Source organism: Alteribacter populi, assembly GCF_002352765.1.
Lineage (GTDB): Bacteria > Bacillota > Bacilli > Bacillales > Salisediminibacteriaceae > Alteribacter > Alteribacter populi.
In genome coordinates this window covers 484,000-504,106 of record NZ_KZ293963.1, presented here as the reverse complement: position 1 = coordinate 504,106, position 20,107 = coordinate 484,000, and the positions used below count along the sequence as shown (strand labels likewise).

Genomic DNA, 20,107 nt, shown 5'->3' with positions numbered 1-20,107 from the left:
ATAAAATTGGTCGGAACAGGAGTTGTTAATTTATGGTGATGCTACCAACAAGAGTAGAAGAATGGCCGGAAAATAAAAATTCCTGGTATTATGAAGTCAAATATGACGGCTTCCGTTGCCAGCTTCAGTGGACAAAACGCGGGGTTACACTACTAAGTCGAGGGAAACACTCATTAAACGAGCGATTTCCTGAGATTGTTTCCTTTTGTAAAAAGAATGCCGAAAAAGTGGCTGAGCATCTTCCTCTAACATTTGACGGAGAATTAACGATGCTTACAAGCGCTTATACAGGTGATTTTGAAGCTTGCCAAAAACGTGGCCGAATGAAAAGTCAGCAATCCATTACGCTTCATCAAAACAGGCACCCTGCCTCTTTTTTAGCCTTTGATTTACTTAAATATAAAGGAAAAAACACTAAATCAGAGACATTTAAAAATAGAAAATCCCAATTATTACACTTGTTTAAAGAATTATCCTGGCCCTTATCACCGGAATTTACACAGCTCCGTGAAAAACCAGTGCAATATATACCTGCTTATTCTAGCCCAAGCGAAGTGTGGGAGGTGGTTACTGCATATAACGGTGAGGGGATCATAGCAAAGGAGGCTAAAAGTAAATGGATCGACCAAAGAACAATGACTTGGCAAAAAATCAAACATTATAAGGCTGTACGCGTGCTTTTAACTGGGGAGAAAGATAACGGTTATTTTACAGTTGGAGTAGTGGATAACGCCAACATTATCGATGTCGGTTCATTCCACCATGGATTACAACCTTCAGAAAGAGAGGCGCTCCAAAAGGTGGTCCGAGCAAACAGCAGTAAGACCAAAAAGGGATATCAATTAGAAAATCCTTTATGTATAACTCTAAACTGTACCGGAATGGTCGGAAAAGAGCTGCGCGAACCTCGCTTTCATTCATTTGAGCTGAATGACGACGCTAATACTTATACTAAAGAACAGATGACGCACGACCTTCATCCGATTCCTGATCGAGTTGGGGTAACAAACGTAGACAAAATCCTTTTTCCAGAAGCCTCTATTGATAAGCGGGCCTACTTACACTACTTGCAATTGATCGGTCCCTTATTACTTCCTTGGCTTAAACAAAGACCCATTACGGTCATACGTTACCCTGACGGGATTCATAAACCTTCGTTTTATCAAAAAAACGTTCCGGATTTTGCACCTTCTTTTGTAGAAACAAAATATTGGGAGGGTCATCAATCAATCGTGGTGAATAAAATGGAAACGTTGCTTTGGTTAGGCAACCAAGCGGCCATTGAATTTCATATCCCATCTGAGACGGTAGACGGTAAAATCCAGGAACTGTACATGGATCTTGATCCTCCGACGAATAACGACTTCCCCATGGCTGTTAGAGCGGCCATTGATGTAAAGGAACTGTGTGATGATTGGGGACTGACTTGCTTAGTTAAGACTTCTGGCAGAAAAGGACTCCAAGTTTACCTCCCAATTCCAGCAGGTGCTTTCACTTATAAACAGTGCCGGATTTTTTTATCCTTTTTGGCAGAGGTGCTTATCAAGAAAAACCCTGACGAACGAACGACGGAAAGATTAAAATCTAAGCGTGGCAGCCGGCTTTACATTGATTATTTGCAGCACGGTAAAGGAAAAACAATCATCGCTCCGTACTCCTTACGTGCCCTTCCTCAAGCTTCTATTTCGACTTTGCTTGAATGGAACGAGATGAACTCTTCTTTAAAGCCCAGTCATTTTACAATACAATCGGTTCTAGATAGAACAAAGAATGGCATAGCAACAACAAAACAAGAAGATCGAGTTAACAATCAGCATTACTTAACAGTACTTTTAAAGGAACTGGACAAATCAAACTGATGTCATCTCTTCTATACAAGCAGGGCCTTCATTCTTTGGAGAGCTAACAAAAGAGGTTACCGGATAATACGACATTTTTTCTGAAGAATATGGTGTATACAAAGGCTCCAGCAAATGAGGGTCGGTAATATTTCCATTTAACCAGTCCTGCCTTTCTTCGCGGTCAAGGATAACTGGCATTCTGTCATGTAAGGTTGCCATTTTTTCGTTCGCTTTTGTTGTTAAAATCGTGCAAGAAACAATCGTATCACCGTCGTGTTTCCACCTGTCCCAAAGTCCTGCAAATACGAACGGTTCCTTGGATGAAAGTTGGATATAGTAGGGCTGTTTTTTTATCCCTTCTTTTCTCCATTCATAAAACCCGCTCGCGATAATCAAACATCGTCGTTTTTGAATTAACGACCTAAAGCTTGGCTTTTCATGAGCGGTTTCCGACCGGGCATTGATCATCTTATAACCAATAGAAGAGTCTTTTGCCCAAGTGGGAATTAGCCCCCACCTCATAAAACCGGCGCGATTTGCATGCTTTCCTGCTACAATCGACAAGACATCCTGACTCGGGGCTATATTATATCTGTGTTCAATCGGAAATACATCCGTTGCATTTTCGATTTCAAACTCACGTTCTAAGAAGTCTGGATCTGCATAAAGCGTATACCTTCCGCACATTAGCTACACCTCGTCGTTATCAATATGAGTTGATTGTATTTCTGTTGATTGTAACTCGCTAATTTTCTTTTTGAGGCTTGTTAAATACTCTTCAGACAGCCACCCTGTCCCACCACGGATAATCTCTAATGCATAATGCTCTGGAGGGGCGATTTCTGCTTGTTTGTTTATAACCAAAAAGGTCAAAACGCTAGTAAATAAAACGCCATTTTGTGCCTTGACTTGGATGATAGCTGGTCTATAATTGCCTACATGAACTCCTTCTCGTTTGTATAAGTAATTAAGCCCTTGCCGATCCACCCGATACAATAACCCTTCACAAACACCGCCACTTTCTACCATATCTGCTCGTCCTTTACCGTCTATAGTAGAGGCGATTGTAAAACCGATATCATACCCCGGTAAAGTACACCCTGCAACTTCCTCGAACAAATGATCAACGTTGGCTTTTGCCATCCGTTCTTTATCCATGCACGACCCAAAAGCAAAATAGTAAAACGAGTCTCCTAGCGTTCTCTCAAATAAGTACCTCATCCAGTCTTTTTCAATAATTTCTGTTTTTAACAACGCCTGTGAACCTGCAACATAAACCATAGCTTCTGTTTCTCCGTTGTCTGTGTACACTTTTTTCCTTTTGGGAACAAACAAGTCATTATCTGTTCCATCATACCTTTCAAGGTGGTGAAGTTGGTCCCACTCACCAGGGGCTACCTGATAAAGCTCTCCATATACCCAGTTAACTCCATTGTCGTGCAGGGCAGGATATCCGCATCCGGTGTCGTAGAGAGTACCCTCGGTCCACGCTTGTTCCTTAAACAATATGCCATTTGATAAAAATGATTCATTTTCTCCACCTTTGCGAAGAGAACCGTATACGAACAATAGATTTATTGGCATCCTCCCACCCCTATTCGAAAATGTTTAGCTAGTACTAGATAACTTTTTCCAAAACGTTTCTAGACGATCAAGTGCTACTTGAAGGTTTTCCATATTATAAGCGTAGGAAAGCCTAATATATCCTTCACCATATACTGAAAATGCGTTACCGGGAACGACAGCGAGTTTTGCTTCTTCAAGTAATTGAAGCGCAAAATCAAAGGATGCTAACCCCGATTCCTTTATTGATGGAAACATGTAAAAGGCTCCTTGTGGCTGTTCCACTTGCATCCCCATATTTATAAGCCGGTTATACATATAGTCACGGCGTTTTTCGTATTCAATTTTCATCGGATCAGCATCATCGATTCCATTTGTTAAAGCTTCAATGGCAGCCTTTTGTGAAATAGATGTCGCACAGCTGACATTATATTGATGAACTTTAAGGATGTGCTTCAAAATGGCTTCAGAAGCAAAAACAAATCCAATTCTCCACCCTGTCATCGAGTGAGATTTTGAAACACCATTTATGACAACCGTTTTTTCTTTCATTCCTTCCATACTAGCAATTGATACGTGTTCCTGACCAAATTGAAGCTCTGAATAGATTTCATCCGATACAACAAAGATCTCACGGTCTCGTAATGTCTCTGCAATTTGTTGAATGTCTTCCAAAGTGAGTACGACTCCCGTCGGATTTGACGGATAAGGAAGCATAACTGCTTTCGTTTTATGAGTTATAGCTTCTTCTATTTGCTCAGCAGTTAATTTAAATCCGGTCTCACGTGTATCTATAAAAACAGGAATAGCACCGCAAAGACGAATGATTGGCTCATAGGCCGGATAAACGGGAGCTGGCAACAGAACTTCATCACCTTCTTCTAAAATACTACGCATCGTGATGTCGATGGCCTGTGAGGCTCCAACTGTTGTAATTACTTCTGTAAAAGGATCATAGGACAATCCATATTTTTTTTCCATGAAAGTCGCAGCGGCTTCAACTAAAGCATCATCGCCGGGGTTTTTTGTATACGTTGTAAACCCTTCTTCGATTGCTCTTTTTCCAGCCTCTTTAATATGATCAGGTGTGGCGAAGTCAGGCTGTCCAATTGTTAATTGAACGGCGTCCGGATACTGACCTACGCGATTAAAAAACTGACGAATACCCGAAATTTCGATAGCTTTTACTCGAGAGTTTAATCTATTTTCCATGATATGTTCCTTTCTAACCTATTATGTAAAAATGCCGTGTGCGTGTAGTTTTTTTTCTTTGTTCAAAAAGTCTATCAGCTTCATCGCTACGGCACAAGATGTATGGTCATTATAGCAAACCTAAATTTTAAAATAAAAACATGCGAGGTGAATAAAAGCTCGTCCACTTTTAAATTGCCTTTCAAAACAAAACAAGAGGCCCTTACTAAGTAAAGGACTCTTGTATAACCTGTTATCCCATTTGAATAATCAGCCATAATGCGATAACGAAATATAAGGCATAAAGGAGTATAACTCCCATCGATGCTATAACAACAACCCTCCTAGTTGTCTCTTTAATACAAAATTCGCTTCTTACAGTCCGTCTAAAAAAATAGCCTAAAAGCAATAGAAAAAGGATTACAATAAAAAAGTCAGCTGCAAACATCTCCCATCTCCATGGTTCAGCAATAGTACCGGTAAAAATGAGAAACCATTCAGAACCGGACCCAATGACCTTGCTTAACAAAAGCTTTCCGTACAAAATAATGGTGACCCACCACCCCCAAGGCTTATAGAACCAAATTCCGACTGAACTCACTAATAAAAATACGTAAATGCTGTCTGTGACTAATAATTGAACAATACGAGGGTTAAATCCCCATGCCACAGCAATATAGAGCATATAGCTAAAATAACAAACTACAAATACAGCTTGTAGAATAGCAATCACTTTGATAATTAGAGGTGACTTCATGAATATCTCTCCCATCTATCTTATCTGGTAGGGTAAGCAGGGTCATATTGGAATAACTAATCGAGTAAGTTAGCACCTGCTCTCCCAAGTAAATAAGCTGCGATTGCAAAAGCTTCTGCTTGCTCTCTCACGCGGTCCATACCTTGCGGTGCTTGGCGAACCTGTAGTTGATAAGGACTTTCCTGAAGGGCTCCTCGATGAGCCTGCCTTAGATAGCTTGAAGCTTCCTGGAGTCCATACCTGCCACTTTGCATTACTTCGTAAAATGAGACAAATCCATGCATGACACCTCGATAGCGGGTTGCTCTGACATGTACATCAAATTCTGCAAGACGCTCTGCATAAGCTTCTCCTTCGTCTCTAAGTGGATCGAATTCAGCGGTAATGATTAAGGTAGGTGGTAACTCAGATAAATCTTCAGCATGCAATGGAGATGTATAAGGATTAGACCACATCATTTCTTCAGGAGCGTATAGATCCCTTGCTCTGTACATGACTTGTCTTGAAAGTAAATAATATCCACTGTCATAAAGGTCCCTTGATGCCATTTCTACATCTTGAAAAGTTGTCAATGGATAAAATAGAACTTGTGAAGTTATTTCAGGTCCCCCTCTATCCCGTGACATAAGCGTCATTACAGTAGCAACATTTCCTCCTGCGCTGTCTCCTGCAACACTAATCGTCTCTGGATTTCCATTAAATGTTGTTGCGTTTCTTTCGGCCCACTGCAAAGCGGCGTAACTATCTTCTACAGCAGCAGGAAATATATGTTCTGGCGCGACGCGATAGCCAACAGATAAAACAATGCTTTGTGTACGAGCTGCTATAGCGCGAACGATATTATCGTGAGTCTCAATACTTCCATACCCTTCGAGAAAAGCACCTCCATGATAATACATAATGATCGGGTACGGACCATCCCCTTGTGGACGATACATACGGACTGGTATTTGCACTTCACCTTGAACAGGTACATAAATATCTTCTCTTAATAAAGGGTTTTCTGCTCCTCCACCACTCACTATTCGAGGTGGAGAAACATCAATATCCAGTGATACAAGATTATTATTGATCGCATGTAATACTACAGCTGTTTTAGCTGGAAGTCGTCCTGCATCTGTAGACTGCCATAAATAAACAGCCACTGCTATCGAAATTAACACTATAGCAAAGGTTACTGAGCCGAGAAGCACTAAGTTTTGAAAAATACGCTTGGCCCACCGCATTTTATAACAGCCCTCCTCTCAAAGTCGGATGTGGGTCTTCTTACTACCAGTATAATAATCTCCTCTCGCTTCGTTCACGCTTTTTTAGAATGTCTGTAGACCCAAAGGAACAATTAACGACCTCAAGGGTTAACTGCTCTAGACATTAAAACGAAGGTATAATACTACTTATGTTTTACAATAAACGAAAAACTTTCCACTTTTATAACATTTCCCGAAAACCAGGAAATTCACACGTGTTGAATGTGTATTTCGGGAATTTAAGGAAAAGATAAAATAAGAAATGTTGATCCTCTAAACCAAAATTTAAAAGGAGCCCGCTCTAAATGGATTATCAAATTAAAGCAAACGATGGCGCAATTCCTTGTGAAGTAACCATTGACCCTGACAACGGACGTTACACGATAAGAAAATCAGATACTTCTGGTGAGGTATTTAATTCAGAGTCCGAGCTCACTCAGTGGATTGCAAAAAACTGGGATGCGTCAATGTTTGAAGATCCTCAACAATTCCAGCTATTGATGGATTCGCTGCCATTCGAAAGGTAAAGTAGACTTGCTTGCCACAAACTTCGATGGTGGAAGCCTTAGTTTTGCCTCATGCTTTAATCCGTTAAACTTTTTGTAGCACAAAAAAGGGATCTCAAAAGGCCAGCTTTTTGACCTGTTGAAATCCCTCTTTTTTTATTTGTTTTTACATAAAGCTCTTTTATAAAAGATTGTAGCTATTATTTTGAGCGTTAGGCAAGCAAATTTGACACAAGACGATGGCGCCTGGAGCTATACACCTAAATGTAGATTGTTATCCTTCTATAAACAACAAGCTTTACGAAAACAGCCTTACACAATGCCCGTATTATTATAATAAATACACTCTACTGTTTTGTAGCGGTTAAGTGATTAAATCCGCTTACAATAAACCATCGCCAAAGCCCTGTTTGATGTGATCTTTTAGTTAATTTTTCATCCTGATTATCGGGAATAATATAGGAAGGTAGATTCGTTAAGAACCGCTCTTCAAGAGTCTCTTCCTTAACTAGCCTCTGGTTTTCCCCTGTAATGGTTACATCACCATATTCTGACACATGATAATCGATTTCTTCACCTTTTTTTGTTGTAACAGGCATTTTTTCTGGATAGATGTGCTCGAGCAATAATTCTTCATCATCAAATGTTAACCACTGCGTTTCGTAGTTCTCGAGTCCGTAGTCTAACAGTTCTGATGTATCCTCAAATGCTTGATTTCTGGAATTGGAATTTAGCGTAACAACGATCACTTCTGTGTCATCCTGTTCAGCAGATGTAACGAGTGTATATCCCGATTTCCTTACATATCCATTTTTCACACCCGTAATCTCTTCATTTTGTCTCATTAATTCATGATGATTATAAAGAGTCGTCTCCCATCCCTCAGCTTCCCATTCTACCATCTGTGTACCTACAATTTCACGAAATTGTTCATTTTTCATAGCATAAGCACTTATTTTTGCCATATCAAACGCTGTTGTCACATGTCCTGCTTCAAAGAGACCATGAGGATTCTTAAAATGAGAGTTCTCAACGCCAACTTTTTCACGCACAAACTGATTCATCTGATCAGCAAACTCTGTTACAGACCCACTCAGATGTTCAGCGACAGCAATGGAGGCATCATTTCCGGAACTTACCATTACTCCTAAGAGCAGTTGTTCAAGTGGGAGAACCTCATCTTCCAACAAATATACTCTAGAGCCCGTTACATTCACAGCATCAAAGCTGACTTCGACCTCTTCAGCAAGATCTGCATTTTCAAGTGCAAGAATCGTTGTGATAATTTTCGTGATACTTGCTGGATACATTGTACGATGAGCGTTTTTCTCATATAGCACTTCATGAGTAGCAGCATCCATTACAATGACAGCTTCACTATGAACACCTGGTGGTTTGTCTGCATGAACAGGTTGAAAAGTGGCTGGGAATAAAAGTAGAACAAAAGAGACGACTACAACAGTTAATAGTGGATTTTTCATGCAATCACCTTTATCAAATTAAATTAATATCTTAATTTTTAACGGTTTTTGTACAAATTCCAATGAACAAATAATACTCATCGTCCATCCGATAATTCGACAAATTTCGCTCCGCCCTGTATTTTTTCACATCCAAGTTCCTTTTGCAAGTCAAAACATCGAAAGTCAAAAAGTACCTTTGAAATTTATCGAACCTGATCTTTCACAAGTATAAAATCCAAAGCAGATTCACCTTCAACTAACCCCACAGCAATAGCAGTATAGACCCCTCCCTCTTCCAATTCAAGGTTAGGTATTTTGTAAACTGAGCCTGTCCGGCCTGTAGGGCGCACTTCTATACTCGCTTCTCCTGGATCTACTTCTAAATAGTCACTTACTTGAGGAAAACTAACATTTTCGAATAAAATAGTATTAGGTACGGCTACAATATCTACACTTGGAGCATCGGGTGAAAGATTGGCGACTCTTACTTTCGCTTTCTCTTCTACAGGTTGCAGTTGATCCCCTGTCACAACCAAATCAAGTTGATTCAATGTACCGATGCCTGCTAGAGTATAACTTTGACCTGCTTGTACATCTATACTTTTTTCAATTACTGGTTTTTCGTTATTCGCATTTGCACCTTCCTGAAAAATTTGAATGTTATACGAACCAGCTTTTAATGGTAAGTAATTGCTAACATCTTTAAAAGAAACGTTCTCTAACACTTTGTCTTTAGTAATGTATATGTCAACAGCGGGAGCATCAGGTGAAGCATGAATGGCCCGAATGAAAGCTTCGTTCCCCTCTGTTTCTGCATACGTGGAAGTATTTGCTACACCCAGTAAACTAATAAGAAATGTTAAGCATAAAAGGAACCATTTTTTCATTTTCTCTACTCCTTTATTTATATTTTTACAAATTTAATGTCTCCCCCTTGCAATAACATTATTCCATGAGAACAAACGAGTAGAATTTAATTAAAGTAATTGAGGTGAACAATTTGAAACAGCTAACAAAAAAACTAAGAGAACTCGATGGTAAAGGCTACAAGGCGTTAAAATCGATTCAAGGTCGATATAAAGGTGATAGCTACACATTATTCATAGATTATGTACAAGGGGACCCTTTTGCCAATCCTTCAAAAATTCGAATGGTCTATCCGTTATCACAATCGCACCTTCAGAACTCTTACTTTCATACACGTGTTCGAAAGGTGGCATTAGAGGATTTTATTGCAAGACAAGTACAAAGAATGATTATGAAAAAGAAGCATCGAATTGGAGGTACTGGTAAAAGTGGTTTAATTGCTGTGGACGCGCCAGGTCAGGAAGTGATTGACCGAACGACCGTTCTCGTTAGTGAAAATGAAATCGATATTCGTCTTTCGATCGGCCTCCCTGCAACAGGAAGAAGGATTTCCGGAAGAGAAGCTGCCAAATTAATGGGTGAAATCATTCCTTCAATTACAACCGATGCTTTGCAACAATACTCAAAGAATGACTTACTCAAACATTTGGAATTAGCAGATGATCAAGAAATGATGAGGGCTTTCTTGAAAGAAAATGATCTCGTCAGTTTTATTGCAAATGATTCGGTTTTACCGAGAATTAGCGGGATCAGTAATAAACCACTGCTAAAAGACAAGGTAGTGCCATTTTCTTCACCAAAAGCTTATGAACGAACAATTCAATTAACAAACGGTAAAACTGTGACGGGAATGGCGATTCCTAAAGGAGTAACCCTTATTGTCGGGGGTGGTTATCATGGAAAAAGCACCCTATTACAAGCAATTGAGCGAGGCATATACAATCATGTAAAAGGTGACGGCAGAGAATTCGTAATCACGGATGAATCCGCTATGAAAATTCGTTCGGAAGATGGACGATCGGTACATAAAGTGAACATTACACCTTTCATTTCCAACCTTCCATTTAAAAAAGCTACCCACGCTTTTTCGTCACAGGACGCAAGTGGCAGTACATCTCAAGCAACAAACATTATGGAAGCACTAGAAATGGATGCAAAAGCTTTACTAATTGATGAAGATACTAGCGCGACAAATTTTATGATCCGTGATGCTCGTATGCAAAAACTAGTCCATCAGACTAAAGAGCCGATCACGCCCTTTTTAGATCAAGTCCGGCCATTATTTGACTCAAAACAAATTTCGACGATTATGGTAATTGGTGGTTCTGGGGATTACTTTGATGTTGCAGACAATGTGATCATGATGGATGAATACAAGCCTTATGATAAAACAAAAGAAGCAAAACAAATTTCTAAAGAGTACAAAAACCATCGTGAGTCCGAGGAACTTAAAAATTTCATAGATCCTCCCCTTCGTCTGATTGACCGGAAATCTTTCTTAAAAGCTTTAGACCGAAAAGAAAAGCTTGATGTTAAAGGGAAAAATACGATTTTAATAAATCGCCAAAGCATAGATTTAAGTCAAGCCGAACAACTCGTCGATCCAAGTCAAACGCGTGCAATAGCTTTGGTAATTAAACAAATCATAAAAGATAGTAAAGGCCCTGCCACAATGAAAGACGCCGTTGAACAGATGATAACAAAAATGGAAAACGAGGGGTTAGAAGTCCTTGCACCGTTTAAGGATCAGCATCCAGGAGATTTAGCACTTCCTCGAAAACACGAAATTGCCGCAGCTTTTAACCGCTTTCGGCGATAGTAAATTTTCTTGAAACAGAGCTTTCCGCCAACCCTTAGTTCCATTTGTACATTTTTCTTTTAGTGATATAAAACTTTATTAAAGTGCGTGTTCAAAAGGAGCATAAAAAGAGACGAGTAGGTCGAGACGGCGAAGTCTTCGAAGAGAAAGAGACATCTGATGTTAATACGTGAGGAGCAGAGAAGTGCGCCAACGTGCTTCTTCCCCAGGAGGTCATATTAAACGACAGCTATTTTTAGCGGACTTTTTGAGCATCCTCTTAAAGGAAAAAGATAAATGATCCGGGCAATTGCCCGGGCCATTACCTCTTACTTAATCTCGAATAATTTTTTATATTCTCCGTAACCTTCTTTTTCAAGCTTATAATATGGAACAAACTTAAGGGCAGCAGAATTTATGCAATATCGAAGGCCCGCTGGTTTCGGCCCATCTGTAAATACATGGCCGAGGTGAGAGTCTCCTTTATCACTTCTCACTTCTGTTCTGCGCATCCCATGAGAAAAATCAGCATGTTCTTTCACTTCGGTTTTATCAATTGGTTTCGTAAAACTAGGCCAACCACATCCTGCATCATATTTGTCTCTCGAGTTAAAAAGCGGCTTACCAGAAACGATATCAACATAAATCCCATCGTCAAAGTGATCCCAATATTCATTTTTAAAAGGGGGTTCTGTTCCATTTTCCTGTGTTACTTTATATTGCATGTCGTTTAATTCTGACTTGTCGTACGCTTGTTTCTTTTTGGTCATGAAAATTCATTCCTCCAGTGTCTATTTATAAAGTCGGCTCTCCCACTTCCTTTATGATAAAGCTTATAATGAAGCGGGTTTTTTCGGTGATAGTCTTGATGATAAGCTTCTGCCTCAAAAAACTCAGCTGCCGGTCGGATTTCTGTGACGATCGGATTGTGAAACTTTCCGCTCTTCTCCAAAGATTCCTTCGATTTTTCGGCCAGTTGTTTTTGCTCCTCATCATGATAAAAAATTGCCGTCTGATAGGATTCACCACGATCATGAAATTGTCCACTAGGATCCGTAGGATCAATTTGTGACCAAAACAGACTCAGGAGCTTTTCATACGGAAACACATTCGGATCATACGTAATTTGTACTGCCTCTAAATGTCCTGTCGTATTCGTGCATACTTCTTCATAAGTAGGATTGACTTTATGCCCCCCGGTGTAGCCGGAAACAACACGATCTATTCCCGGTTGTTCATCAAAAGGAGAGACCATACACCAAAAACACCCACCTGCAAACGTTGCTTGTTTTGTTGGCAAATTCCTCTTCCTCTCTTTTACTTTTTAGCATTATATCAATGTTCAATCTTTCCGTCCAAGCTAATGCTTAAATTCCACTCAAAAGACTAGAAGCGCGGCGATTCATTATGTATTTTCGTTACCTCATTGCTGATTTGGTAGGTGTTTTAACACATTTTGATAAGCAAACCCCTTCACTTCATTTTCGCTGTAATGTTGCAGCAATGCATTGATAAGATGATCATATTTTCCGGCATGCTCCAAATCATCAACATAACAACCAATTCCATCAAAGTCCGATCCAAAACCGATATGATTTTTTCCGCCTAATGCGCAGAAATGATCAATATGCTTAATGATATCAGAGACTTTCGCTTGTTCTTCTCCAGTTAAAAATGGTGGGTTAAAGACCATACCAATAAAACCACTCTTTCTAAATAAAGCCTGTGCCTGTTCATCAGTAAGGTTACGTCGATGATTGCAGACCGTTTTTGAATTAGAGTGTGTAGCTATTGGATATTTAGCATGCTTCATTACATCCCAAAATCCTGGTTCGGTTAAATGGGAAACGTCTGTCCAAACGAAATGCTCGTTGTTGTGTCTCACCACTTCAATTCCAAGCTCTGTTAATCCGCCATTTCGACTTTCACCCACTCCGTCAGCACATAAGTTAGCATTGTTCCACGTAAGGCCAATCGATTTGACTCCTAATTGATAAAACGTCCGCAGTTTAGTCAAATCATTCCCAAAGGCATCTGCCCCCTCTAATGTTAGCATAGCCCCTATTTCATCGTATTTTAATCGTTCTATATCACTCCACTCGGTGATCTTTTTCATTTTTGGATGAGAGAGAACAACTTCATGAAACAAATCAATTTGTTCAAGCGCCACTTGAAATTTCTGATCACTTGGAACTTCCGGTTCTACGAAAATCGCAAAAAGCTGTAGTTTTACTTTCCCTTTTTGCAAGCGTTGAAAGTTTGCTTCAACTGACGGATGGTCGAGAAACCCGCGCGTGCGATCTTCCCATAATTTAAGGAGAGCATCACAATGCAAATCGTAAATGGTCATAGAATTCCCTCCAGTTTTATATGAATATTAGTTTTCTTATTATTATAACAGGGTGGTGTATTAAAGGGTAAAATCCACCCATTTAATACACCATCTCTATTCACTCGGTCCAATCATTTTTTCTGGGTTTATTGCTTGTTCAAACTCCTCTTCTGTTAAGTAACCTGAAGCTACTGCCGCTTCTTTTAACGTAGAGCCTTCTTGAAATGCTTTTTTAGCGATTTTTGCAGCCTTCTCATATCCGATATGAGGGTTTAACGCTGTGACGAGCATCAGAGAGTTATTAAGATGGTTCTGGATCTCTTCTTCATTGGCTTCAATACCAACGATACATTTATCGGTAAAGGTGAGCATCGAGTCACTTAATAACCTGACAGATTGAAGAAAGTTGTAGATGATGACCGGCTTAAAAACATTTAATTCAAAATTTCCTTGACTCGCTGCAAATCCTATTGTTGCATCATTTCCAAAAACTTGGGACGCAACCATAGTTAGTGCTTCACTTTGTGTAGGATTCACTTTTCCGGGCATAATTGAACTCCCCGGTTCATTGGCAGGAATTGTTATTTCCCCAATCCCTGAGCGCGGCCCACTTGCTAGCCAGCGTACATCGTTTGCTATTTTCATTAAATCAGCAGCCAACGCTTTTAACGCTCCGTGAACATAAGTAAGCTCATCATGACTCGTTAAAGCATGGAATTTATTTTCAGATGAGTGAAAGTCGTGCCCGGTAATAGCGCTGATTTCCTCAGCTACATAATCTCCAAATTTCACATGTGCATTTATCCCTGTACCTACAGCTGTTCCACCAATAGCCAAAGCCCTTAAATGATCGGCACTTTCTTTGATCATTTCTTCATTTTTTCTTAGCATGTGGAGCCAACCACTCATTTCTTGTCCTAATGTGAGTGGTGTTGCATCTTGTAAGTGCGTCCTGCCAATTTTTATCACATCTTGAAAAGCAATCACTTTCTCTTCAATTGCATCCTTTAAATGTCGTAATGCTGGGAGTAAACGTTCATATACATCCACAACTGCTGCAATGTGCATCGCGGTAGGAAAGGTATCATTTGAACTTTGTGAACGGTTTACATCGTCATTTGGGTGGATGCGTTCCTTTCCCCCATTAGCTTCCAACTGTTCATTTGCTTTGAAAGCAACCACTTCATTCATATTCATATTCGACTGGGTCCCACTTCCCGTTTGCCAGACAACAAGAGGAAAATGCTCTACATTATTATCCTTACGAATTTGTTCACACATTTTAGTAATCGATTCTGCTTTTTCTTGAGACAAGTTGTCTAATCTTAAATTTGCTTTTGCACACGCTTCTTTTAAAATGGCAAATGCAAAAACCAGCTCAACCGGCATTTTTTCTGTTCCAATTTTAAAATTTTCAAGACTACGTTGTGTTTGAGCACCCCACCATTTATCGGAAGGGACTTTTATTTCACCTAATGTATCACGTTCTAAACGGTAATCCATATTCAAATGGCCTCCTTGTTAGGTTTTGCTTCCATTAATCTACCCTGAACAGGCAAAGGTTAAAACAGGGGGACATTCCAAGCAAAAGCAGCTTCTATTAATTGTGTGACAATATATAAAAAGAGAAGAAATAGGCCGATTCCAATCACAAATTTAAGAATTCTACCTACGACTTTTAACACGAGAATTCCTGCTACAATAAGAATGAGTATGGCTAACCAATCCATAGTAATACGCTCCTTCATCGTTAGAGGTTATTCAAAAAGTTGACTAAAGGTGCTGTCGTGCTAAAGGAGCCTCTGCTAAGTTCCGCGTCGAGCTACTCGGCTCCTTTTTAAACACTCACACTGTAAAGAATATTTTATCATGAATCCTTTGAACTCCACACCACTTATCGACATTCATCTCCCACTTTTCGTTGGGTTTCATCCTTCACACGATTGAAGAGGGTCTTCTGTCTGAAAACGATAAAAATTTCTTCAGAAAAACTAGTTTGCGGTTCAGGTATGTACAAACTATTGACAATCAATGGAGATTTTTTGTAACGTTAACATATACTCAAAATTCAGAAACTTTAGAGTATACATATAACACTTTACGGAGGTGCTTGATTTGAAAGTATTACAACCACATTCTACATCACACCAACTTGAGAATTACGAAACAACAAAAAAGAATTTCGATTGGAATCAAGTAAAAGAAGCATTTTCCTGGCATGAAACAGGAAAAGTCAACCTCGTTCACGAAGCGATTGACCGCCACGTAGATAACGGTCTAGCCAACAAGCCTGCCCTTTTATATTCAGATGCAGACCGAGACGAGACGTATACTTTCCGACAACTTAAAGACTTGTCAAATCAAGCGGGTCACGTATTTCAGGACTTAGGTGTTGAAAAGGGTGATCGTATCTTTATTTTCATGCCTCGTTCACCTGAATTATATGTCTCTTTATTAGGGGCAATAAAAATTGGGGCTGTAGTCGGCCCGCTATTTGAAGCATTTATGAAAGATGCAGTAAAAGCAAGATTAGAAGACAGTGAAGCGAAGGTGCTAGTGACAACGCCTGCCCTTCTCCCACGTGTTCCATTGGACGAATTACCTCACTTAGAAAAAGTAGTTATCGTAGGTAACGAACTACCAGACGGTGAACGTTTTGTATCTTATTATGAAAAAATGAAAACAGCTTCAAAAGAGGACGTCGTGCAGTGGGTTGACCTGGATGACGGTTTAATCCTTCACTACACGTCAGGATCTACAGGTAAACCGAAAGGTGTGTACCATGTTCACAACGCAATGCTACAACATTACCAGACAGCAAAATGGGTATTAGATTTAAAAGCCGACGACGTATATTGGTGTACGGCAGATCCTGGTTGGGTTACCGGAACCTCATACGGTATTTTTGGACCATGGCTTAATGGGACAACAAATGTGGTTCGCGGTGGACGATTCTCACCTGCAGATTGGTATGAAACCATTCAAAAATACCAAGTCAGTGTATGGTACAGTGCTCCAACTGCCTTTAGGATGTTAATGGCTGCTGATCCAAACATTAAGGAGATGTATGACCTCACTTCTCTACGTCATATTTTAAGTGTCGGTGAACCACTCAACCCTGAAGTTGTACGCTGGGGTGTTGAAGCTTTTGATCACCGTATACACGATACATGGTGGATGACCGAAACCGGTGCCATGTTAATTTGTAACTATCCGACAGAACCGATTAAACCAGGTTCAATGGGAAAACCAATTCCTGGAGTTGAAGCTGCTATTTTAAATGACCATGGCGAGGAGCTCCCTCCAAATGAAATGGGGAATTTGGCCATTAAAAAAGGATGGCCTTCCATGATGAAAAAGGTTTGGAATAATGAAGAAAAGTTTAATGAGTACTTTTCAATTGAAGGATGGTACGTATCTGGTGATACAGCTTACCGTGATGAAGAAGGATACTTTTGGTTCCAAGGGAGAAACGACGATGTGATTAACACGGCTGGTGAGCGAGTAGGCCCGTTTGAGATCGAAAGTAAACTTGTCGAACACCATGCTGTAGCTGAAGCAGGCGTCATTGGGAAACCTGATCCTGTACGTGGTCATATTATCAAGGCGTTCATCTCACTTAAAGAAGGAATTACACAAGACGATGTATTAGAAGAAGAAATTAAACAGTTCATCAAAAAAGAACTCTCTGCACACGCCATGCCTCGTGAGATTGAGTTTAAAGATAAGCTTCCAAAAACGCGCAGTGGTAAAATTATGCGCCGTGTATTAAAAGCTTGGGAGCTAAACGAGCCTGTAGGTGATTTATCAACAATGGAAGACTAATATAAAAAAACAGCGTCAGCTTCCGCCGCATTTTTTAAAGTCTCAAGGATGCTTTTCCCTTGAGACGCGGCGTGAAGGTAGCTGTCAGCTCTATACTTTCTTAACTAATAATAAAAGCCTAGCTTGGGATAATCTCCCAGCTAGGCTTTTATTATTAGTTTGAGGCAAACACATGTTTACCAATTTGGCTGTCAACAGTTAAACGGTTAATCCAATCAGACGTTGATGTCTCCGGATTAAAGAAATAAAGAGCTCCATTTGAAGGGTCGTACCCATTTAACGCTTCTTGGGCAGCACGGATTGATTCCTCATCTGCATGACGATTGATCTCTCCATTTTGCACGGGTTCAAAAGCGTAAATGTTGCCGTTTCCGTGAGTTTCATAAATAACGCCTTCTACACTATTAGGGAATTCCCCACTCTCTATTCGATTCAACACAACCGCAGCTACCGCCACTTTTCCTTTGTACGGCTCGCCTCTTGCTTCGGAGTGTACAAGGCGTGACAATAGTTCAAGCTCCTCTTCGTTTTGAGAAGCAGTAGTAGCTGGTGCACTGTTTCCTTGAGCATAGACGGTAATTGTTTGCCCAGGGTAAATCTCATTTGTCCAAATACCGTTCAGCTCTTTTAGTTGATTAACAGTCATGCCATGAGCTTGGCTAATCGTCCATAAGCTGTCACCATCTTGGACAGTATAGTGCTGATTTCCAGGAATAACAATCGTTTGTCCTGGATATATTGTCGAATGGCTTAATCCATTCGCATCTATTAATTGATTAACGGTTGTCCCGTATTGTTGACTAATCTTCCATAAACTTTCTCCATCTTGCACTGTATGGTGTGTAGAAGCATTTGCATCCGTCGTTGGTAAAACGATTGCGAGTGCTACAGCACCAGTTGCGATCCATTTCTTCATAAATGATCCTCCTTAGCACTGAAAATAGTTTAAATCATTCAGCGATAATCATATTACGTGAGATTAACCACCCTTTCACTAGTAGAACATTAGAAATGAATGAAATTAATGGAATCTCCTGTTGAAAAGTAGTCAAATAATAAGTAAGATATAAATATGCCGAATTTTCAGCACATTACATAATTTTCGGCACACCACTCTATTTTGCGCTGGAGGTTTTTTTAGATGTTTGTGACAGACGCAGATACTACTGAAATGCTTAAAGCAATATTAAACAGTATAGACGAAGGAATTCACGTAATTAATAAAGAAGGAAAAACGATCTATTATAATGAAATTGCTGCTGATCATGATGGTTTAAGTATGGATGATGTTATTGGTAAACCGCTCTTAGACGTTTTTCCCTCCTTATCATCAGAAACAAGTACAATGTTCACCGTTTTAAAAAAAGCCCAGCCCATCTATAACCAACATCAAACATATCGAAACTTGAAAGGAAAGCTCATCGATACAGTAAATACAACAATTCCCATCATTGTAGAGAATCATGTAATTGGGGCTGTTGAAATTGCGAAGGATCTCAGCCGTGTAAAAGACCTTTCTCAAAAATTATTAGACTTGCAAGCAAAAGTGAATAATCGCTCAATCAAAGCGAAAGAAATAAATCTAAACGAGGTAAAGTTCCATTTTAGTCATATTCAGTCTGCATCACCTAAAATGAATAAAATAAAAAAACAAGCTGAACAGGCGGCAGCCACTAACTCTCCGATTTTCGTCTGGGGTGAAACAGGAACAGGTAAAGAACTTCTCGTGCAAGCTATTCACCATGCCTCACCACGACGAGAAAAACCTTTTATTACGCAAAACTGTGCAGCGATTCCCTCTTCCCTTTTGGAAAGTATTTTGTTCGGAACGACAAGAGGTAGCTTTACTGGTGCTGTTGATCGAGAAGGGTTATTCGAGCTTTCTCACGGTGGAACGCTGTTCTTAGATGAAATCCACACCCTCCCGTTTGATTTACAGGCAAAGCTTTTACGCGTTCTTGAAGATGGGATTGTGAGAAGAGTCGGTTCAAACAAAAGTTTTTTAACGGATGTCCGAATCATTGCTGCTACCAATGAAGATCCGACTCAATTATTAGCTGATCAGAAAATCCGTGCCGACCTCTATTACCGATTAAACGTTGTCTCATTTCACCTTCCTCCATTAAGAGAAAGAAAAGAGGATATTTCTCTTCTTACGGAACATTTTGTATCGACGTATAACTACCGGTTTAACAAGCTAATCTCCTGTGTCGATAAGGGAACAGCCATGATGTTCCAAAACTATGCATGGCCGGGAAATATCAGGGAATTAAAACACGTGATTGAAGCAGCTATGAATATGGTAAATGGGAATGAAATAAAACAGGAGCATTTACCGACACACTTCACACAAAGTAGTGATTCCACCAGTCCGCAAATTCCAAAAATCATTCCATCTCTAAAAGACACCGTTGAACAATTTGAATCAGCTGTAATAAAGGAAAAGCTCCTGGAGGCAAAAGGAAATGTTAAGCATACGGCTCAATTGTTAAACATTCCAAGACAGACTTTACAATATAAAATTGAAAAATACGATTTATAGGTTTGGTCACCTCGTTTAACTCCACAGTTACATTGCTAACTCCAGTCTTAGCAATAAAACAGGAACCTCTTCTAGCTTAGCCACGCGATGTATCCTTCGGGTCTCTCTTAGATGCATCGCTCTTCACTTTATCTCTTTGCCGTGCTCTTGACGTCTCATTTTTTCACCTTTTAAA

At 39.8% G+C, this 20,107-nt stretch carries 18 protein-coding genes; 5 read left to right on the top strand and 13 right to left on the bottom strand.

Annotation, left to right across the window (positions count from 1 at the left end; translation table 11 throughout):
- The first annotated feature begins 32 nt into the window (after positions 1–32).
- Positions 33–1,859 carry a DNA ligase D gene (ligD, locus tag CDZ94_RS02560; protein WP_096434968.1) on the top strand — a complete coding sequence of 609 codons (1,827 nt, stop codon included), beginning with the start codon at positions 33–35 and terminating at the stop codon, positions 1,857–1,859.
- Here the strand turns inward: ligD and CDZ94_RS02555 are convergent.
- The 5 genes from CDZ94_RS02555 to CDZ94_RS02535 form a co-directional block, all read right to left on the bottom strand.
- Complete coding sequence (locus CDZ94_RS02555; protein WP_096434967.1) at positions 1,851–2,528, bottom strand: SOS response-associated peptidase; 678 nt, start codon at positions 2,526–2,528, stop codon at positions 1,851–1,853. The genes ligD and CDZ94_RS02555 overlap by 9 nt on opposite strands.
- A gap of 3 nt (positions 2,529–2,531) precedes the next feature.
- Positions 2,532–3,425, bottom strand: coding sequence for a gamma-glutamylcyclotransferase family protein (locus CDZ94_RS02550; protein WP_096434966.1), 894 nt, complete (start codon positions 3,423–3,425; stop codon positions 2,532–2,534).
- 24 nt (positions 3,426–3,449) lie between these two features.
- The gene (locus tag CDZ94_RS02545; protein WP_096434965.1) at positions 3,450–4,616 is read right to left on the bottom strand and encodes an aminotransferase A; all 1,167 of its coding nucleotides are present in this window, start codon (positions 4,614–4,616) and stop codon (positions 3,450–3,452) included.
- A 232-nt stretch (positions 4,617–4,848) separates the two neighbouring features.
- A complete protein-coding gene (locus CDZ94_RS02540) occupies positions 4,849–5,352 on the bottom strand; it encodes a hypothetical protein (RefSeq protein WP_096434964.1) in 504 nt (167 codons plus the stop codon).
- 56 nt (positions 5,353–5,408) lie between these two features.
- Entirely contained in the window at positions 5,409–6,578 is a 1,170-nt protein-coding gene (locus tag CDZ94_RS02535) for an alpha/beta hydrolase (RefSeq protein WP_096434963.1), read from the bottom strand.
- Positions 6,579–6,904: 326 nt separating this feature from the next.
- On the opposite strand from CDZ94_RS02535, the gene CDZ94_RS02530 reads away from it, so the two are divergent.
- Entirely contained in the window at positions 6,905–7,126 is a 222-nt protein-coding gene (locus CDZ94_RS02530) for a hypothetical protein (protein ID WP_096434962.1), read from the top strand.
- 326 nt (positions 7,127–7,452) lie between these two features.
- Here CDZ94_RS02530 and CDZ94_RS02525 read toward each other — a convergent pair whose 3' ends face one another.
- Together CDZ94_RS02525 and CDZ94_RS02520 are read right to left on the bottom strand one after the other, a co-directional pair.
- On the bottom strand, positions 7,453–8,586 hold the full coding sequence (locus tag CDZ94_RS02525; protein WP_096434961.1) for a D-alanyl-D-alanine carboxypeptidase family protein: 1,134 nt from the start codon (positions 8,584–8,586) through the stop codon (positions 7,453–7,455).
- 185 nt (positions 8,587–8,771) lie between these two features.
- Positions 8,772–9,455, bottom strand: a complete 684-nt coding sequence (locus CDZ94_RS02520; protein ID WP_096434960.1) for a DUF4397 domain-containing protein — start codon at positions 9,453–9,455, stop codon at positions 8,772–8,774.
- A gap of 104 nt (positions 9,456–9,559) precedes the next feature.
- On the opposite strand from CDZ94_RS02520, the gene CDZ94_RS02515 reads away from it, so the two are divergent.
- Positions 9,560–11,254, top strand: coding sequence for an ABC-ATPase domain-containing protein (locus tag CDZ94_RS02515; protein ID WP_342587620.1), 1,695 nt, complete (start codon positions 9,560–9,562; stop codon positions 11,252–11,254).
- Between the two features lie 308 nt (positions 11,255–11,562).
- Here the strand turns inward: CDZ94_RS02515 and msrB are convergent, their stop codons facing one another.
- From msrB to CDZ94_RS21135, 5 genes are all read right to left on the bottom strand, one after another.
- The gene (gene msrB / locus CDZ94_RS02510; RefSeq protein WP_096434958.1) at positions 11,563–12,003 is read right to left on the bottom strand and encodes a peptide-methionine (R)-S-oxide reductase MsrB; all 441 of its coding nucleotides are present in this window, start codon (positions 12,001–12,003) and stop codon (positions 11,563–11,565) included.
- Positions 12,000–12,533 (bottom strand): peptide-methionine (S)-S-oxide reductase MsrA, encoded by a 534-nt coding sequence (msrA, locus tag CDZ94_RS02505; RefSeq protein ID WP_232735762.1) that lies wholly within the window; start codon positions 12,531–12,533, stop codon positions 12,000–12,002. Before msrA ends, msrB begins: the two co-directional genes overlap by 4 nt.
- A gap of 123 nt (positions 12,534–12,656) precedes the next feature.
- Positions 12,657–13,583 (bottom strand): dipeptidase, encoded by a 927-nt coding sequence (locus CDZ94_RS02500; RefSeq protein ID WP_096434957.1) that lies wholly within the window; start codon positions 13,581–13,583, stop codon positions 12,657–12,659.
- 96 nt (positions 13,584–13,679) lie between these two features.
- Positions 13,680–15,068 carry a class II fumarate hydratase gene (gene fumC / locus CDZ94_RS02495; RefSeq protein WP_096434956.1) on the bottom strand — a complete coding sequence of 463 codons (1,389 nt, stop codon included), beginning with the start codon at positions 15,066–15,068 and terminating at the stop codon, positions 13,680–13,682.
- Between the two features lie 59 nt (positions 15,069–15,127).
- Positions 15,128–15,295: a hypothetical protein gene (locus CDZ94_RS21135; protein ID WP_157811987.1), complete on the bottom strand. Its 168-nt coding sequence runs from the start codon at positions 15,293–15,295 to the stop codon at positions 15,128–15,130.
- 385 nt (positions 15,296–15,680) lie between these two features.
- Between CDZ94_RS21135 and acsA the strand changes: the two genes are divergently transcribed.
- On the top strand, positions 15,681–17,390 hold the full coding sequence (gene acsA, locus CDZ94_RS02490) for an acetate--CoA ligase (protein WP_096434955.1): 1,710 nt from the start codon (positions 15,681–15,683) through the stop codon (positions 17,388–17,390).
- A 154-nt stretch (positions 17,391–17,544) separates the two neighbouring features.
- On the opposite strand, the gene CDZ94_RS02485 is transcribed toward acsA, so the two are convergent.
- A complete protein-coding gene (locus tag CDZ94_RS02485; RefSeq protein ID WP_096434954.1) occupies positions 17,545–18,306 on the bottom strand; it encodes a LysM peptidoglycan-binding domain-containing protein in 762 nt (253 codons plus the stop codon).
- Between the two features lie 225 nt (positions 18,307–18,531).
- On the opposite strand from CDZ94_RS02485, the gene CDZ94_RS02480 reads away from it, so the two are divergent.
- On the top strand, positions 18,532–19,932 hold the full coding sequence (locus CDZ94_RS02480) for a sigma-54 interaction domain-containing protein (RefSeq protein ID WP_096434953.1): 1,401 nt from the start codon (positions 18,532–18,534) through the stop codon (positions 19,930–19,932).
- Positions 19,933–20,107 lie beyond the last annotated feature (175 nt).

Coding starts and splice junctions, on each gene's coding strand:
- ligD (WP_096434968.1), top strand. CDS start 33: ATGGTGATGCTACCAACAAGAGTAGAAGAATGGCCGGAAAATAAAAAT.
- CDZ94_RS02555 (WP_096434967.1), bottom strand. CDS start 2,528: ATGTGCGGAAGGTATACGCTTTATGCAGATCCAGACTTCTTAGAACGT.
- CDZ94_RS02550 (WP_096434966.1), bottom strand. CDS start 3,425: ATGCCAATAAATCTATTGTTCGTATACGGTTCTCTTCGCAAAGGTGGA.
- CDZ94_RS02545 (WP_096434965.1), bottom strand. CDS start 4,616: ATGGAAAATAGATTAAACTCTCGAGTAAAAGCTATCGAAATTTCGGGT.
- CDZ94_RS02540 (WP_096434964.1), bottom strand. CDS start 5,352: ATGAAGTCACCTCTAATTATCAAAGTGATTGCTATTCTACAAGCTGTA.
- CDZ94_RS02535 (WP_096434963.1), bottom strand. CDS start 6,578: ATGCGGTGGGCCAAGCGTATTTTTCAAAACTTAGTGCTTCTCGGCTCA.
- CDZ94_RS02530 (WP_096434962.1), top strand. CDS start 6,905: ATGGATTATCAAATTAAAGCAAACGATGGCGCAATTCCTTGTGAAGTA.
- CDZ94_RS02525 (WP_096434961.1), bottom strand. CDS start 8,586: ATGAAAAATCCACTATTAACTGTTGTAGTCGTCTCTTTTGTTCTACTT.
- CDZ94_RS02520 (WP_096434960.1), bottom strand. CDS start 9,455: ATGAAAAAATGGTTCCTTTTATGCTTAACATTTCTTATTAGTTTACTG.
- msrB (WP_096434958.1), bottom strand. CDS start 12,003: ATGACCAAAAAGAAACAAGCGTACGACAAGTCAGAATTAAACGACATG.
- CDZ94_RS02500 (WP_096434957.1), bottom strand. CDS start 13,583: ATGACCATTTACGATTTGCATTGTGATGCTCTCCTTAAATTATGGGAA.
- fumC (WP_096434956.1), bottom strand. CDS start 15,068: ATGGATTACCGTTTAGAACGTGATACATTAGGTGAAATAAAAGTCCCT.
- CDZ94_RS21135 (WP_157811987.1), bottom strand. CDS start 15,295: ATGGATTGGTTAGCCATACTCATTCTTATTGTAGCAGGAATTCTCGTG.
- CDZ94_RS02485 (WP_096434954.1), bottom strand. CDS start 18,306: ATGAAGAAATGGATCGCAACTGGTGCTGTAGCACTCGCAATCGTTTTA.
- CDZ94_RS02480 (WP_096434953.1), top strand. CDS start 18,532: ATGTTTGTGACAGACGCAGATACTACTGAAATGCTTAAAGCAATATTA.